The following is a 14,056-nucleotide window of genomic DNA, read 5'->3' on the forward strand; positions in this document are numbered from 1 at the left end:
CCCCCTTTTCAAGCAGAAGACGGCATACGAGATGAACATACGGGTCTCGTGGGCTCGGAGATGTGTATAAGAGACAGGCCCATCCCCAAGGGTATAAATAAGTAACACCAAGCCCCACCCAAGCGCACAGAACAAGACCGGCGCACCATTTCAGTGCCGCGAATGCACCGCAAAAACCACCCGCAAACGGTCAAATGCGTCAAAAGTTATACGGATGCGACATTAAGGTACGTTCGTGCCACCGTTTAACGCCGCCGACCGCTCTGGATCTTGCATTGGGTATGGGGCCTGCATAAGTATCCGCAGGCACGACTCACGAGGTCGTACCTCACAACTAAAAAATGACAACAAATCATGAGGCCAACATGCTTAAACACGCGGTCATTCCGTTTCTAGTCGGCGCAGGCTTGTTAGCCTCCGCACCTTTCGCCACCGCTGCGACTAACCTGGTGTTCTGCTCCGAAGGGAGCCCGGCCGGTTTTGATCCAGGCCAGTACACCACCGGAACCGACTTCGACGCCTCAGCCGAAACCATGTTCAACCGCCTGACCCAGTTCGAGCGCGGCGGCACCGCCGTGATTCCTGGTCTGGCGACCAAGTGGGACATTTCCGACGATGGCCTGACTTACACCTTCCACCTGCGTGAAGGCGTCAAGTTCCACACCACCCCGTATTTCAAGCCGACTCGTGAATTCAACGCCGACGACGTGCTGTTTACGTTCAACCGCATGATCAACAAGGACGACCCGTTCCGTAAGGCGTACCCGACCGAATTCCCGTACTTCACCGACATGGGGATGGACACCAACATCACCAAGATCGATAAAGTCGACGACCACACCGTCAAGTTCACTCTGAAAGAAGTCGATGCCGCGTTCATCCAGAACATGGCCATGAGCTTCGCGTCCGTGCAGTCCGCCGAATACGCGGCCCAACTGCTCAAGGATGGCAAAGCCGCCGACATCAACCAGAAGCCGATCGGCACCGGCCCGTTCGTGTTCAAGAGCTACCAGAAAGACTCGAACATCCGTTACACCGGCAACAAGGATTACTGGAAACCTGAAGACGTGAAGATCGACAACCTGATCTTCGCCATCACTACCGACCCATCGGTGCGTATCCAGAAGCTGAAGAAGAACGAGTGCCAGGTCACCCTGTTCCCGCGTCCGGCCGATCTGAAAGCGCTGAAAGAAGACAAGTCGCTGAAGATGCCGGATCAAGCTGGCTTCAACCTGGGCTACATCGCTTACAACGTGATGGACAAGGTCAAGGGCAGCAACGAGGCCAACCCACTGGCTGACCTGCGCGTGCGCCAGGCGCTGGACATGGCCGTGAACAAGCCGCAGATCATCGATTCGGTTTACCAGGGTGCCGGCCAACTGGCGGTCAACGCCATGCCGCCGACCCAGTGGTCCTACGACACCACGATCAAGGATGCCAAGTACGACCCTGAGAAAGCCAAACAGCTGCTCAAGGAAGCCGGCGTCAAGGAAGGTACCGAGATCGTCCTGTGGGCGATGCCGGTGCAGCGTCCGTACAACCCGAACGCCAAACTGATGGCTGAAATGCTCCAGTCCGACTGGGCCAAGATCGGCTTGAAAGTGAAGATCACCAGCTACGAGTGGGGCGAGTACATCAAGCGTTCCAAAGGTGGCGAGAACCAGGCCATGATCATTGGCTGGAGCGGTGACAATGGTGATCCGGACAACTGGCTCAACGTTCTGTTCGGCTGCGACTCGCTGAGCGGCAACAACTTCTCCAAGTGGTGCGACAAGAAGTTCGACGGCCTGGTGAAAGAAGCCAAACGCACTACCGACCAGGGCAAGCGCACCGAGCTGTACAAACAGGCGCAACACGTCCTCAAAGATGCAGTTCCAATGACACCTATCGCTCACTCGACGGTGTATCAACCCATGCGCGCCAACGTGCAGGATTTCAAGATCAGCCCATTTGGCCTGAATTCCTTCTACGGCGTCAGCGTCAGCAAGTAAGACATTGCAACGGCGGCGTTTCTGACGTCGCCGTTGCTTTATCTACCGGGAAAAAAGGAAAAGGCCTACACCCAAATCCGCCGCAGATGATTGCTTCGGTATAGGCGCGTCGACTTTTCCTACGAGCATTAAGGCAATTACGTATTTACTGCCAGAGGCACGGTGCCTACCGTCGCGTACTGACCAGTGTCTGCGTGGGCCACCGGTTTTGCCGTACGTATTGGATTGAGCTCAATGCGACCAGAAAGTCCCGGGATAGGGACCCTGACGCATTGCACAACACTAAAAAGAGGGAGCGTCATGCGCCATACCTTGATTTTTTCCGCACTGTTGGGCGCCGGCCTGTTGGCCGCCACGTCTGCAAGCTACGCCGCCAGCGACAGCCTGGTGTTTTGCTCGGAAGGCAGCCCGGCGGGTTTCGATACCGCCCAGTACACGACGGCCACCGACAACGACGCCGCCGAGCCGCTGTACAACCGCCTCGTCGAGTTTGAAAAAGGCGCGACCAATGTCGTACCGGGCCTGGCGACCAAGTGGGACATTTCCGAAGATGGCCTGAAATACACCTTTCACCTGCGTGAAGGCGTGAAATTTCATACAACCCCTTACTTCAAGCCGAGCCGCGATTTCAATGCCGACGACGTGTTGTTCACGTTCAATCGCATGCTCGATGCGCAACAGCCGTTCCGCAAGGCCTATCCCACCGAGTTTCCGTACTTCAACGGGATGAGCCTGAACAAGAACATCGCCAAGGTCGAGAAGACCGGGCCGCTGACCGTGGAGTTCACGCTCAACAGCGTCGACGCCGCGTTCATCCAGAACATCGCCATGAGCTTCGCTTCGATTCTGTCTGCCGAATACGCCGACAAGCTGCTGGCCGACGGCAAGCCGAGCGACATCAACCAGAAGCCGATCGGCACCGGGCCGTTCGTATTCAAGAGCTACCAGAAAGACTCGAACATCCGTTACACCGGTAACCCGCAGTACTGGGATCCGAGCCGGGTCAAGCTGAAGAACCTGATTTTCGCGATCAACACCGACGCGTCGGTACGTGTGCAGAAGCTCAAGGCCAACGAGTGCCAGATCACCCTGCACCCGCGCCCTGCCGATGTTGAAGCGCTGAAGGCCGACCCGAAACTGCAACTGATTTCCAAGCCGGGTTTCAACCTCGGCTATATCGCCTACAACGTGCGCCACAAGCCGTTCGATCAACTGGAAGTGCGTCAGGCACTGGACATGGCGGTGAATAAACAGGGCATTCTCAACGCTGTTTATCAGGGCGCCGGCCAACTGGCCGTCAACGCCATGCCACCGACGCAGTGGTCCTACGACGACACCATCAAGGACGCTGCCTACAACCCGGAAAAAGCCAAGGAACTGCTCAAGGCCGCCGGCGTGAAAGAAGGCACCGAGATCACCCTGTGGGCGATGCCGGTGCAGCGTCCATACAACCCGAACGCCAAGCTGATGGCCGAAATGCTCCAGTCCGACTGGGCCAAGATCGGTCTGAAAGTGAAGATCGTCAGCTACGAATGGGGCGAGTACATCAAGCGCACCAAGAACGGCGAGCACGACGTCAGCCTGATCGGCTGGACCGGTGACAACGGGGACCCGGACAACTGGCTGGGCACGCTGTACAGCTGCGACGCCATCGGCGGCAACAACTACTCCATGTGGTGCGACCCGGCTTACGACAAGCTGATCAAACAGGCCAAGGTCGTCACCGACCGCGACCAGCGCACCGTGCTTTATAAACAGGCCCAGCAATTGCTTAAACAGCAAGTGCCGATCACGCCTGTCGCCCACTCGACGGTCAACCAGCCGTTAAGCACCCGGGTCGAAGGGTTCAAAGTCAGCCCGTTCGGCCGCAACGTGTTCTCGGGTGTCAGTATCGATTAAACCAACCGATTAGCCGCAATGCTGAGGGGAGCCGTCTACTCCCCTCACGCAAGCGCTTTGCCGAAATTCGCCAATCCGGCCTTTTGCAAACGTTTGCGATGTGTGAACGAGTTCTAAACCAATAACCGGCATACCAAAAAAAGCCGGGATAAAAAGAAAGTAAAGGAGCTTCACCCATGAAACTGAGCAGCACCGCGATACTGGCCCTGGCCATCAGCAGCATCACCGCCACGGCTTATGCGGAAACCCAGAGCCAGGCGTTCACTCCGGTGACCGTCAACGAGAAGAGCGCCCAGGCCGAAGCCACCGGCTTCCTCGAAGGGCAATCGATCAGCGGTTCGACCCGTAACTGGTACGCCAACGAACAACTCAAGCGTGGCGGCAAGTTCGCTTACCGCAAGAATGGCCAGTCCACCGAAACCGATCGCCGGATCAACTGGGTCCAAGGCACGATCATCAAGTACAACTCGGGCTTCACCGAAGGCACTGTCGGCTTCAGCACCGAAGTGGCTGCTTACAACGCGATCGCCCTTGAGCGCGACCGCGAGAACCTCGCCGCAAACAACGGCGGCGCTCCAGGCACTCGCCCAGGCGCAGGCAACAACCGGACCTTGACCCGCGAAGGCGGTGACGCTGTCGGCCAGTGGAGCAAGCTGGGCCTGGCCAACGTCAAGGCGCGCATCTCCAACACCACCCTGACCGCCGGCCGCATGAACTTCAGCAGCCCGCAAGTCGACGTGATCGGTAACCGTCCGCTGCCATCGAGCTTCGAAGGTATCGCGATCCACAGCGAAGAGCTGAACAACCTGGCGTTCGACGTCGCAACCTTCGACCGCGTTTCGCCACGTACCGAAGAAAGCCTGAGCAAGTTCCGCTCCGAATACGGTGACATCAACGCTGAAGCCGATCACGTCAACACCGCCGGTATTTCCTACCAGCCGTTCGCCAGCCTGACCACCAGCCTGTGGGGCACCCAGGCCGAAGACCTGTGGAACCAGTACTACTTCGGCGCTACCCACGTTTTGGGTGACAGCTCGGTACTGAGCCTGACCACCGGTCTGAACTACTACAAGACCGTCGACGAAGGCAAAAAACTGCTCGGCGACATCGACAACGATACCTACTCGCTGTCGTTTGGCCTGACTCATCAGGCCCACACCGTGACCTTCTCGTACCAGGAAGTGAACGGTAACGAGTACTTCGACTACCTGCACGAAACCAACGGTATCTACCTGGCCAACTCCCTGCTCTCGGACTTCAACGGCCCGAACGAGAAGTCCTTCCAGGTTTCCTACGGCCTCAACATGGCTGAGTACGGTGTACCAGGCCTGAAATTCAACATCTACCAGGCACGCGGCTGGGGCATCGACGGCACTCACTACAAGGGTGGCGGCTACGATGGCGTGCAGGCGATGGATGGCGAGCACCACTATGAATACGGCGTCGGTGCAACCTACGCAGTACAGAGCGGCCCGCTCAAAGCCACGACCATTCGCGGCACTTACACCGCTCACCGTGCCAGCGAAAACCAGGCTGACGGCAGCATCAACGAGTTCCGTCTCGTAACCACCATCCCGTTCAACATTCTGTAAAAACGCCAACCAACGGCTGACTCATGATGAGTCGGCCGTTCGGTTTTCTGTCTTCAACCGATTGCAGAGGGTTATCGATGAAAATGCTTCCCCTACGTGCGGCCATCGCGGCTGCGTTGCTGAGTGTCGCTGTCGGCGCCTCGGCCAAACCCTTGGTGGTCTGCACCGAAGCCAGCCCGGAAGGCTTCGATATGGTCCAGTACACAACTGCAGTCACGGCGGACGCTGTGGCCGAAACCATCTTCAATCGCCTGGCCGATTTCAAGCCCGGCACCACCGAAGTGATCCCGGCGCTCGCCGAGTCCTGGGACATCAGCGAAGACGGCCTGACCTACACGTTCCACCTGCGCAAAGGCGTCAAGTTTCACACCACCGAATATTTCAAGCCGACCCGCGACATGAACGCCGACGACGTGGTCTGGAGCTTCCAGCGTCAACTGGACCCGAATCACCCGTGGCACAAACTGTCGAGCGTGGGCTTCCCCTACTTTGAAAGCATGGGCTTCAAGGAACTGCTCAAAAGCGTAGAAAAAGTCGACGACAACACGGTCAAGTTCACCCTGACCCGCCGCGAAGCGCCGTTCCTGGCCGACATCGCCATGGCGTTCTCGTCGATCTACCCGGCCGAATACGCCGACCAGTTGCTCAAGGCCAACAAGACTGGCGATCTGAACAACAAGCCGATCGGTACCGGCCCGTTCATCTTCCAGCGCTACGCCAAGGATGCGCAGGTGCGCTTCAAGGCCAACCCGGACTACTTCCGTGGCAAGCCACCGGCCGATGCGTTGATCCTGGCGATCGCCACCGACAACAACGTGCGCCTGCAAAAGCTCAAGGCCAACGAGTGTCAGGTCGCGCTGTATCCGAAACCGGATGACATCCCGAGCATCAAGAAAGACAGCAAGCTGAAAGTCGACGAGCTGGACGCGATGACCGTTTCGTACATCGCCATGAACACCCAGCACAAGTACATGAGCGACGTACGCGTGCGCAAAGCCATCGACATCGCGTTCGACAAGGAAGCCTACGTCAACGCGCTGTTCGGCAAAGGCAACGCTTCGGTAGCGGTCAACCCGTACCCGCCGACCCTGCTCGGCTACAACCATGATCTGAAAAACCCGCCACGCGACCTGGACAAGGCACGCGCCCTGCTCAAGGAAGCCGGGGTTCCGGAAGGCACCACCTTCACTCTGTTCACCCGTAACGGCGGCGGTCCGACCAACCCCAACCCGATGCTCGGCGCGCAGATGATGCAGGCTGACCTGGCGAAAGTCGGGATCAAGATCGACATCCGCGTGATGGAATGGGGCGAGATGCTCAAGCGCGCCAAGGCCGGCGAGCACGACATGGTCTCGGCCGGATGGGCGGGCGACAACGGCGACCCGGATAACTTCCTGACGCCTATGCTCAGTTGCGAGGCCGCCAAGAACGGCGAAAACTACGCACGCTGGTGCAACGAGAAATTCCAGGCACTGCTGGATGAAGCACGGGCTAAAGTAGATCCGGCCGAACGCGCCGCGCTCTACGAACAGGCCCAAGTGCTGTTTAATCAGGACCAGCCATGGATCAGCATGGCCCATACTCGGATGTTCACTGCAATGCGCAACAATGTAGAGGGCTACCACATCAGCCCTCTCACCACTAATAACTTCGCCACCACCCAGGTGAAGTAGATAAGAAACGCCCGGTGCTCCTGACCTATGGAACACCGGGCACGCCTAACCGGCTGATGAGGTACCACACAAGATGTTTAGTTTTATTGCCCGCCGACTGGGGTTATTGATCCCCACGTTTTTCGGCATCACCTTGCTGACTTTCGCGTTGATCCGCATGATTCCGGGCGACCCCGTGGAAGTGATGATGGGCGAACGTCGGGTCGACCCCGAAATGCACGCTCAGGCAATGGAACGCCTGGGGCTCAACAAGCCGCTGTATGCCCAGTATCTGGACTACATCGGCAAACTGGCCCAGGGCGATCTCGGTGAGTCGTTGCGTACCCGTGAAAGTGTGTGGACCGAGTTCACCTCTCTTTTCCCGGCGACCCTGGAACTGTCCATGGCCGCCCTGCTGTTCGCTGGCATCCTCGGGCTTCTGGCCGGGGTGATCGCGGCACTCAAACGAGGATCGCTGTTCGACCACGGGGTGATGGGCATCTCCCTCGCGGGCTATTCGATGCCGATCTTCTGGTGGGGCCTGATCCTGATCATGTTCTTCTCGGTGAGCCTGGGCTGGACCCCGGTGTCCGGGCGCATCGACCTGCTGTATGACATCGAGCCGAAAACCGGCTTCATGCTGATCGACACGCTGCTGGCCGATGACGTCGGCGCGTTCTTCGACGCTCTGCATCACCTGATCCTGCCGGCCATCGTGCTCGGCACCATTCCGCTGGCGGTGATCGCGCGGATGACCCGTTCGTCGATGCTCGAAGTGCTGCGCGAAGACTACATCCGCACCGCCAAGGCCAAAGGCCTGTCGCCGTCGCGCGTGGTGTTCGTGCACGGTCTGCGCAATGCGCTGATTCCGGTGCTGACCGTGGTCGGCCTGCAGGTCGGCACGCTGCTGGCCGGTGCGGTCCTGACCGAAACCATCTTCTCCTGGCCCGGCATCGGTAAATGGCTGATCGAAGCCATCGGCGCCCGGGACTATCCGGTGGTGCAAAACGGCATCCTGTTAATCGCCTGCCTGGTGATTCTGGTCAACTTCGTGGTGGACATCCTCTACGGCTTTGCCAACCCACGCATCCGTCATCAGCGCTGAGGTCAATACCCATGAGCACTCCAACATCCTCAGTAGCCACCGCCACGTCCGCCGTGGATCAAAGCCTGCTGTACCCGTCGCCGTACAAAGAATTCTGGCAAGCGTTCTCCAAGAACAAGGGCGCCGTTGCCGGCCTGCTGTTCATGCTGCTGATCATCTTCTGCGCGATCTTCGCGCCGTGGGTCGCACCGCATAATCCGAGCGAGCAATACCGTGACTTCCTGCTGACGCCGCCGGCGTGGCTCGAAGGCGGGCAGATGCAGTTCCTGCTCGGCACCGACGAACTCGGCCGTGACCTGCTGTCGCGTCTGATCCAGGGCTCGCGCCTGTCCTTGCTGATCGGCTTGTCGTCGGTGGTGATGTCGCTGATTCCGGGGATCCTGCTGGGTCTGTTCGCCGGTTTCTTCCCGAAAGTGGTCGGCCCGACCATCATGCGCCTGATGGACATCATGCTGGCCCTGCCATCGCTGCTGCTGGCCGTGGCGATCGTCGCCATCCTCGGCCCTGGCCTGATCAACACCGTGATCGCGATTGCTGTGGTTTCCCTGCCGTCCTACGTGCGTCTGACCCGTGCTGCCGTGATGGGCGAACTGAACCGCGACTACGTCACCGCCGCGCGTCTGGCCGGTGCCGGTCTGCCGCGTCTGATGTTCATCACCGTGCTGCCCAACTGCATGGCGCCGCTGATCGTGCAGGCAACCCTGAGCTTCTCCTCGGCGATTCTCGATGCCGCTGCACTGGGCTTCCTCGGCCTCGGCGTACAACCGCCAACCCCTGAGTGGGGCACCATGCTGGCCTCGGCCCGCGACTACATCGAACGCGCCTGGTGGGTGGTAAGTCTGCCTGGCCTGACCATTTTGCTCAGCGTGCTGGCAATCAACTTGATGGGCGACGGCCTGCGCGATGCGCTGGACCCGAAACTCAAGAACGCCGCCTGAGGAGATTCAAATGTCACTGCTAGAAATCAAGAATCTCAACGTCCGCTTCGGCGACAAGACCGCGACCCCGGTGGTCGACGGCCTAGACCTCAAGGTCGACAAGGGCGAAGTGCTGGCCATCGTTGGTGAGTCGGGTTCGGGTAAATCCGTGACCATGATGGCGCTGATGGGCCTGATCGAGCATCCCGGCATCGTCACCGCTGACTCGCTCAGCTTCGACGGCAAGGACATGCTCAAACTCAGCAACCGCCAGCGTCGGCAGATCGTCGGCAAAGACCTGTCGATGGTCTTCCAGGACCCGATGACCGCGCTGAACCCGAGCTACACCGTCGGTTTCCAGATCGAGGAAGTGCTGCGCCTGCACCTGAAAATGTCCGGCAAGCAAGCGCGCAAGCGTGCCATCGAACTGCTGGAAAAAGTCGAGATCCCGGGCGCCGCCAGCCGCATGGACGCCTACCCGCATCAACTGTCTGGCGGTATGAGCCAGCGCGTCGCGATCGCCATGGCGATTGCCGGCGAGCCGAAACTGTTGATCGCCGACGAACCGACCACCGCGCTGGACGTGACGATTCAGGCGCAGATCATGGATCTGCTGCTGGCGTTGCAGAAAGAACAGAACATGGGCCTGGTGCTGATCACCCACGACCTCGCGGTCGTGGCTGAAACCGCCCAGCGCGTCTGCGTGATGTACGCCGGTCAAGCCGTGGAAGTCGGTCAGGTGCCGCAACTGTTCGACATCCCGGCGCACCCGTACAGCGAAGCGCTGCTCAAGGCGATTCCCGAGCACAGCCTCGGCGCCTCGCGCCTGTCGACCCTGCCGGGCATCGTTCCGGGCCGTTATGACCGACCGCAGGGTTGCCTGCTGTCGCCGCGCTGCCCGTACGTGCAGGACAACTGCCGCACCCAGCGTCCGGGCCTTGATCCGAAAGCCAACAGCCTCGCCCGCTGCTTCTACCCGCTGAACCAGGAGGTGGCGTAATGGCCGTCGTACTTACCGCCCGCGACCTGACCCGTCACTACGAAGTCTCCCGTGGCCTGTTCAAGGGCCACGCCACCGTGCGCGCGCTCAACGGCGTGTCGTTCGAACTGGAAGCCGGCAAGACCCTTGCCGTGGTAGGCGAATCGGGCTGTGGCAAATCCACCCTCGCCCGCGCCCTGACGCTGATCGAAGAGCCGTCATCGGGTTCGCTGCAGATCGCCGGCCAGGAAGTTGCCGGCGCCGACAAGGCCGAGCGCAAGCAACTGCGCAAAGACGTGCAGATGGTGTTTCAGAGCCCGTACGCATCGTTGAACCCACGGCAGAAAATCGGTGATCAACTGGCCGAGCCGCTGCTGATCAACACCAAGCTGTCGGCCACCGAACGTCGCGAGAAAGTCCAGGCGATGATGAAGCAGGTCGGCTTGCGCCCTGAGCATTACCAGCGCTATCCGCACATGTTCTCCGGCGGTCAGCGCCAGCGTATCGCTCTGGCGCGGGCAATGATGCTGCAACCGAAAGTACTGGTCGCGGACGAACCGACTTCGGCGCTGGACGTGTCGATTCAGGCCCAGGTGCTCAACCTGTTCATGGATCTGCAGCAGGAATTCAACACCGCCTACGTGTTCATCTCGCACAACCTTGCGGTGGTGCAACATGTGGCCGATGACGTGATGGTGATGTACCTCGGTCGCCCGGTTGAACTGGGTCCGAAAAACGACATCTACGAACGCCCGCTGCACCCGTACACCCAGGCGCTGTTGTCGGCGACCCCGACCATTCACCCGGACCCGAACAAGCCGAAAATCAAAATCGTCGGCGAACTGCCCAACCCGCTGAACCCGCCACCGGGCTGTGCTTTCCACAAGCGCTGCCCGTACGCGACCGAACGTTGCACCACGGAAGAGCCGCTGTTGCGCGAACTGGATAATCGGCAGGTGGCTTGCCACTACGCCGAGCAATTCCTCGACGGCGCGGCGTAGGCCGCGGCAAGACCTGTAGGAGCTGACGAGTGCAACGAGGCTGCGATCTTTTGATTTTCACAATCAAGATCAAAAGATCGCAGCGTTCCGCAGCTCCTACAGGGGATTTGCGTTGAACCAGAGTTAACAAAAACCCCTTGTACCTCGATTGCGCATCAGTCGAGGCCGAAGGGGTTTTTCTTTGCCCTGTGATTTATGTTTGGCTATCGCCTTCGCAGTCCGGATCATCAGTGTCCCACTCATCGTGGTCGAATCGTCGTCCTCGCCGCTGTCGCCCTCATTTATATCTTCTTCGCCAAAAACGCATCTAACTCTTTCTGCGCCCAATCAGCAAACTCAAGGGAGCCCGTCTGGGCATCAAAAGTGCCCTCGCCCACAATGTGAATATCAGATCTGTTACCAAGTGGATCTGTTGCGAACAAATCAAATGAAACCTTGGCTTTACGTCCAGCAAAATTAAATATATCGAACGTGATACTTCCTCGGCTTACATAAGAAATTTCGGTTTCACGCTCCTTGTACGTAAAAGCATAAGGCTTCCCGGGGCCAAGTTCATAAGTCTGCCCCTGTTTAATCGTATCTTGACCTATAAAAAGAAACTCCTGATCAGGTCGGCAGACCGCCAGCAAAGTAAACGGCTGTTCACCCGGATTACCTGAATGAATGGTAAACGACCCACGGTCACCGTTGAAGTCAGGCTTGGAGACTTTTGCAGTCACTTTTGCACTAAAGCCACCTTCATCATGAAAATCCATACCGATCTCCCTTTTAAAATAGATAGAGTTGAAGCCGCATCCCATACTTATTGATGAGAACCAGGTCGTCTACTGTCAAACCTGACAGGTTAACGATTCAGCAACTGCATAACGATGCAATTCCACGCATTTTTTGACAAAAATTCAAACCATTCACACGTGATAAACCAGCTATTTATTTATATTCATCCGAAAATAAAAACCCGCAGCTTTCGCGGCGGGATACGGGGGAAGCCATAAGTGTCTTAATAAATTTAAAGTACTTGCCGGAGCGGATGCGCATATGCGATACGGTCGCCCCTCTGCCTCGATTGCGCATCAGTCGAGGCAGAAGGGTTTTTCTTTGGTCGACTATCTATGTCTGGCTATCGCCTTCGTCATCCGGGTCATCGGTATCCGGATCGTCCGTGGTCGAGTCGTCGTCATCGGCGCTGCCACCCTGATTCATATCCCCCGGTTCCGACTCGGACTTGGCGAGCATCAGCCCGCTATGCCCGACCTGCCCATTGAACGCTTGAGATTCGTGATCCTCGCACTCGGCCCATGCCGTTGCGGTGCCGAGGGATAGCATCACCATCACTTTCAACAACATCAAAACCCGTAGCAATCTGCTTTTCATGGCCGACTCCATCCTGTTGCGCTAAGACATGCTTGCCGGACTGGCTCGATGTGAAATCTAGTTGCGATCCGACCGGCTCACCACTTAGGACGCGACCGCGCAGGCAGAAATGCCATCGAACGCCAGATTGCTTTCGAATAACCCCGATAACTGAAACAGCTAAGCGCCGCGCGTGGCCTGCCAGGTCAACGGAATAGAGAGCAGCACCAGCAGCGCACTCATCAGCCACACACTGTGCCCGCCAAACTGGCCGTAGAGTTGACCGCTGAGCACCGGCGACAACAACGCGCTGGCGCTCCAGCTCATGAAGAACAGCCCGAAGTACTGACCGCTCTTGCCGCTCTGCGCGAACTGCATCGCCAGCACATTCAATGGCGGCATGAACAGCGCCTCGCCCAGCGTCCAGATCAGCGTCGAAAAACAGACAAAAGCCAACCCGGAACCGTACGGCAACATGCCCAATCCGCAGGCCAACAGCACACTGCCGACGAGCATTTGCCAACGCGAGCCCCAACGCTCGACCGAGTGCGACAGCGGAATCTGCAGCGCGATCACCAACAGCGCATTGAGCCCGAACTGCCAGCCGATCGCTTCGGTGCTCAGGTGGTAGTAATCACGCAGATAATTGCCCAGCGTGCTGTACACCGTGTCGAAAGCGATGCCCAATACGGCCGTCGCCGCCAGCAGCCAGAGGAACGGCTTGTCGCGATACGGCAGGCTTGAGCCATCGATCGATTCGTCTTCAACCACTAGCACCGCCCGCCGCCACGTCGTGCGCACGAACCACAGCAACGCCAGCATCGTCATCGCCGCACTGGCGAAAAACACCCAACGAAAATCCGCCTGAGCCAACACTCCGCCCGCCACCCCGGCAGCGGCCATGCCCAGATTACGCGCTACCCGGCTCAGCGCTTGCGCACGGGAACGTTGCGCGACTTCGCAATACTCCATGATCAGCCGCTGATGCAACGTCCGAATCGCGCCATCGATGACACCGCTGAGCAACAGCAAACCGGCCAGCCACGGCACCTGCGGCACCAGCCCCAACAGCATCAGCACCCACACCGAAACGAAAAACAGCGCCGCCGTCAGCCGCGCCGTGCGCACATGATCACTGAGCCAGCCGCCGAGCATCGAACCGACCAACAACCCCGCGCCATACGCCGAGAGCAGCCAGCCCACGGTTTCAATCGCCAGGCCCAGCTCCTGACGCAGGTACAACGCCATGAACAGCTTGACCATGGCGCTGAGGCGATTGATGAACAACAGAGCCGCGAGGACCCAGGCCATGGGGGTGAAATAGCCTTTAAGAAGCAACAGAGGATTCAGCCGACTCGTCACTCCATTGACCTCTTCGAACGACTTGCAGGGACTGGAACACTACCGGTCAGCATGGCGGTTGTCGCATACCTGCACACCAAAACCAGGAAAAAAAGGATTCGCCCTACAACCTGCTGTAGGACATGCCGCAGGCCGAGAACTCTTGACCTTGATTTTCAAGCTCGCATTCTCCAACAGCCGAGCTGGATTGATTGCATCAAACAGA

11 protein-coding genes are annotated in these 14,056 nt (G+C 58.5%); 8 read left to right on the top strand and 3 right to left on the bottom strand.

From position 1 onward, the window contains the following. Nucleotides 1-365: 365 nt before the first annotated feature. The 8 genes from AC0IXA_RS20750 (at nt 366) to AC0IXA_RS20785 (ending at nt 11,136) form a co-directional block, all read left to right on the top strand. Entirely contained in the window at nt 366-1,991 is a 1,626-nt protein-coding gene (locus AC0IXA_RS20750; protein WP_016771716.1) for an ABC transporter substrate-binding protein, read from the top strand. A gap of 300 nt (nt 1,992-2,291) precedes the next feature. Then, complete coding sequence (locus tag AC0IXA_RS20755; protein ID WP_122508212.1) at nt 2,292-3,890, top strand: ABC transporter substrate-binding protein; 1,599 nt, start codon at nt 2,292-2,294, stop codon at nt 3,888-3,890. A gap of 176 nt (nt 3,891-4,066) precedes the next feature. After that, entirely contained in the window at nt 4,067-5,482 is a 1,416-nt protein-coding gene (locus AC0IXA_RS20760; RefSeq protein ID WP_122508211.1) for an OprD family porin, read from the top strand. Between the two features lie 77 nt (nt 5,483-5,559). Further along, nucleotides 5,560-7,155: an ABC transporter substrate-binding protein gene (locus tag AC0IXA_RS20765; RefSeq protein WP_024011590.1), complete on the top strand. Its 1,596-nt coding sequence runs from the start codon at nt 5,560-5,562 to the stop codon at nt 7,153-7,155. 73 nt (nt 7,156-7,228) lie between these two features. Then, the gene (locus AC0IXA_RS20770) at nt 7,229-8,239 is read left to right on the top strand and encodes an ABC transporter permease subunit (RefSeq protein WP_016771720.1); all 1,011 of its coding nucleotides are present in this window, start codon (nt 7,229-7,231) and stop codon (nt 8,237-8,239) included. An 11-nt stretch (nt 8,240-8,250) separates the two neighbouring features. Then, nucleotides 8,251-9,177: an ABC transporter permease subunit gene (locus AC0IXA_RS20775; RefSeq protein WP_016771721.1), complete on the top strand. Its 927-nt coding sequence runs from the start codon at nt 8,251-8,253 to the stop codon at nt 9,175-9,177. Between the two features lie 10 nt (nt 9,178-9,187). After that, nucleotides 9,188-10,156, top strand: a complete 969-nt coding sequence (locus tag AC0IXA_RS20780; RefSeq protein ID WP_016771722.1) for an ABC transporter ATP-binding protein — start codon at nt 9,188-9,190, stop codon at nt 10,154-10,156. Continuing rightward, a complete protein-coding gene (locus AC0IXA_RS20785; RefSeq protein ID WP_016771723.1) occupies nt 10,156-11,136 on the top strand; it encodes a peptide ABC transporter ATP-binding protein in 981 nt (326 codons plus the stop codon). The genes AC0IXA_RS20780 and AC0IXA_RS20785 overlap by 1 nt, the downstream gene beginning before the upstream one ends. Nucleotides 11,137-11,417: 281 nt before the next feature. On the opposite strand, the gene AC0IXA_RS20790 is transcribed toward AC0IXA_RS20785, so the two are convergent. The 3 genes from AC0IXA_RS20790 to AC0IXA_RS20800 form a co-directional block, all read right to left on the bottom strand. Continuing rightward, nucleotides 11,418-11,891: a hypothetical protein gene (locus AC0IXA_RS20790; RefSeq protein ID WP_471814420.1), complete on the bottom strand. Its 474-nt coding sequence runs from the start codon at nt 11,889-11,891 to the stop codon at nt 11,418-11,420. Nucleotides 11,892-12,246: 355 nt separating this feature from the next. Then, a complete protein-coding gene (locus tag AC0IXA_RS20795) occupies nt 12,247-12,510 on the bottom strand; it encodes a hypothetical protein (protein ID WP_071174375.1) in 264 nt (87 codons plus the stop codon). Between the two features lie 159 nt (nt 12,511-12,669). Then, on the bottom strand, nt 12,670-13,800 hold the full coding sequence (locus AC0IXA_RS20800; RefSeq protein ID WP_341639075.1) for an MFS transporter: 1,131 nt from the start codon (nt 13,798-13,800) through the stop codon (nt 12,670-12,672). Nucleotides 13,801-14,056 lie beyond the last annotated feature (256 nt).

This window comes from Pseudomonas sp. AC083 (assembly GCF_979253165.1).

Excerpts from the sequence above, each read along its gene's own strand:
- AC0IXA_RS20800 (WP_341639075.1), bottom strand. The coding sequence starts at position 13,800 with ATGGCCTGGGTCCTCGCGGCTCTGTTGTTCATCAATCGCCTCAGCGCC.
- AC0IXA_RS20770 (WP_016771720.1), top strand. The coding sequence starts at position 7,229 with ATGTTTAGTTTTATTGCCCGCCGACTGGGGTTATTGATCCCCACGTTT.
- AC0IXA_RS20755 (WP_122508212.1), top strand. The coding sequence starts at position 2,292 with ATGCGCCATACCTTGATTTTTTCCGCACTGTTGGGCGCCGGCCTGTTG.
- AC0IXA_RS20750 (WP_016771716.1), top strand. The coding sequence starts at position 366 with ATGCTTAAACACGCGGTCATTCCGTTTCTAGTCGGCGCAGGCTTGTTA.
- AC0IXA_RS20775 (WP_016771721.1), top strand. The coding sequence starts at position 8,251 with ATGAGCACTCCAACATCCTCAGTAGCCACCGCCACGTCCGCCGTGGAT.
- AC0IXA_RS20790 (WP_471814420.1), bottom strand. The coding sequence starts at position 11,891 with ATGGATTTTCATGATGAAGGTGGCTTTAGTGCAAAAGTGACTGCAAAA.
- AC0IXA_RS20785 (WP_016771723.1), top strand. The coding sequence starts at position 10,156 with ATGGCCGTCGTACTTACCGCCCGCGACCTGACCCGTCACTACGAAGTC.
- AC0IXA_RS20795 (WP_071174375.1), bottom strand. The coding sequence starts at position 12,510 with ATGAAAAGCAGATTGCTACGGGTTTTGATGTTGTTGAAAGTGATGGTG.
- AC0IXA_RS20760 (WP_122508211.1), top strand. The coding sequence starts at position 4,067 with ATGAAACTGAGCAGCACCGCGATACTGGCCCTGGCCATCAGCAGCATC.
- AC0IXA_RS20765 (WP_024011590.1), top strand. The coding sequence starts at position 5,560 with ATGAAAATGCTTCCCCTACGTGCGGCCATCGCGGCTGCGTTGCTGAGT.
- AC0IXA_RS20780 (WP_016771722.1), top strand. The coding sequence starts at position 9,188 with ATGTCACTGCTAGAAATCAAGAATCTCAACGTCCGCTTCGGCGACAAG.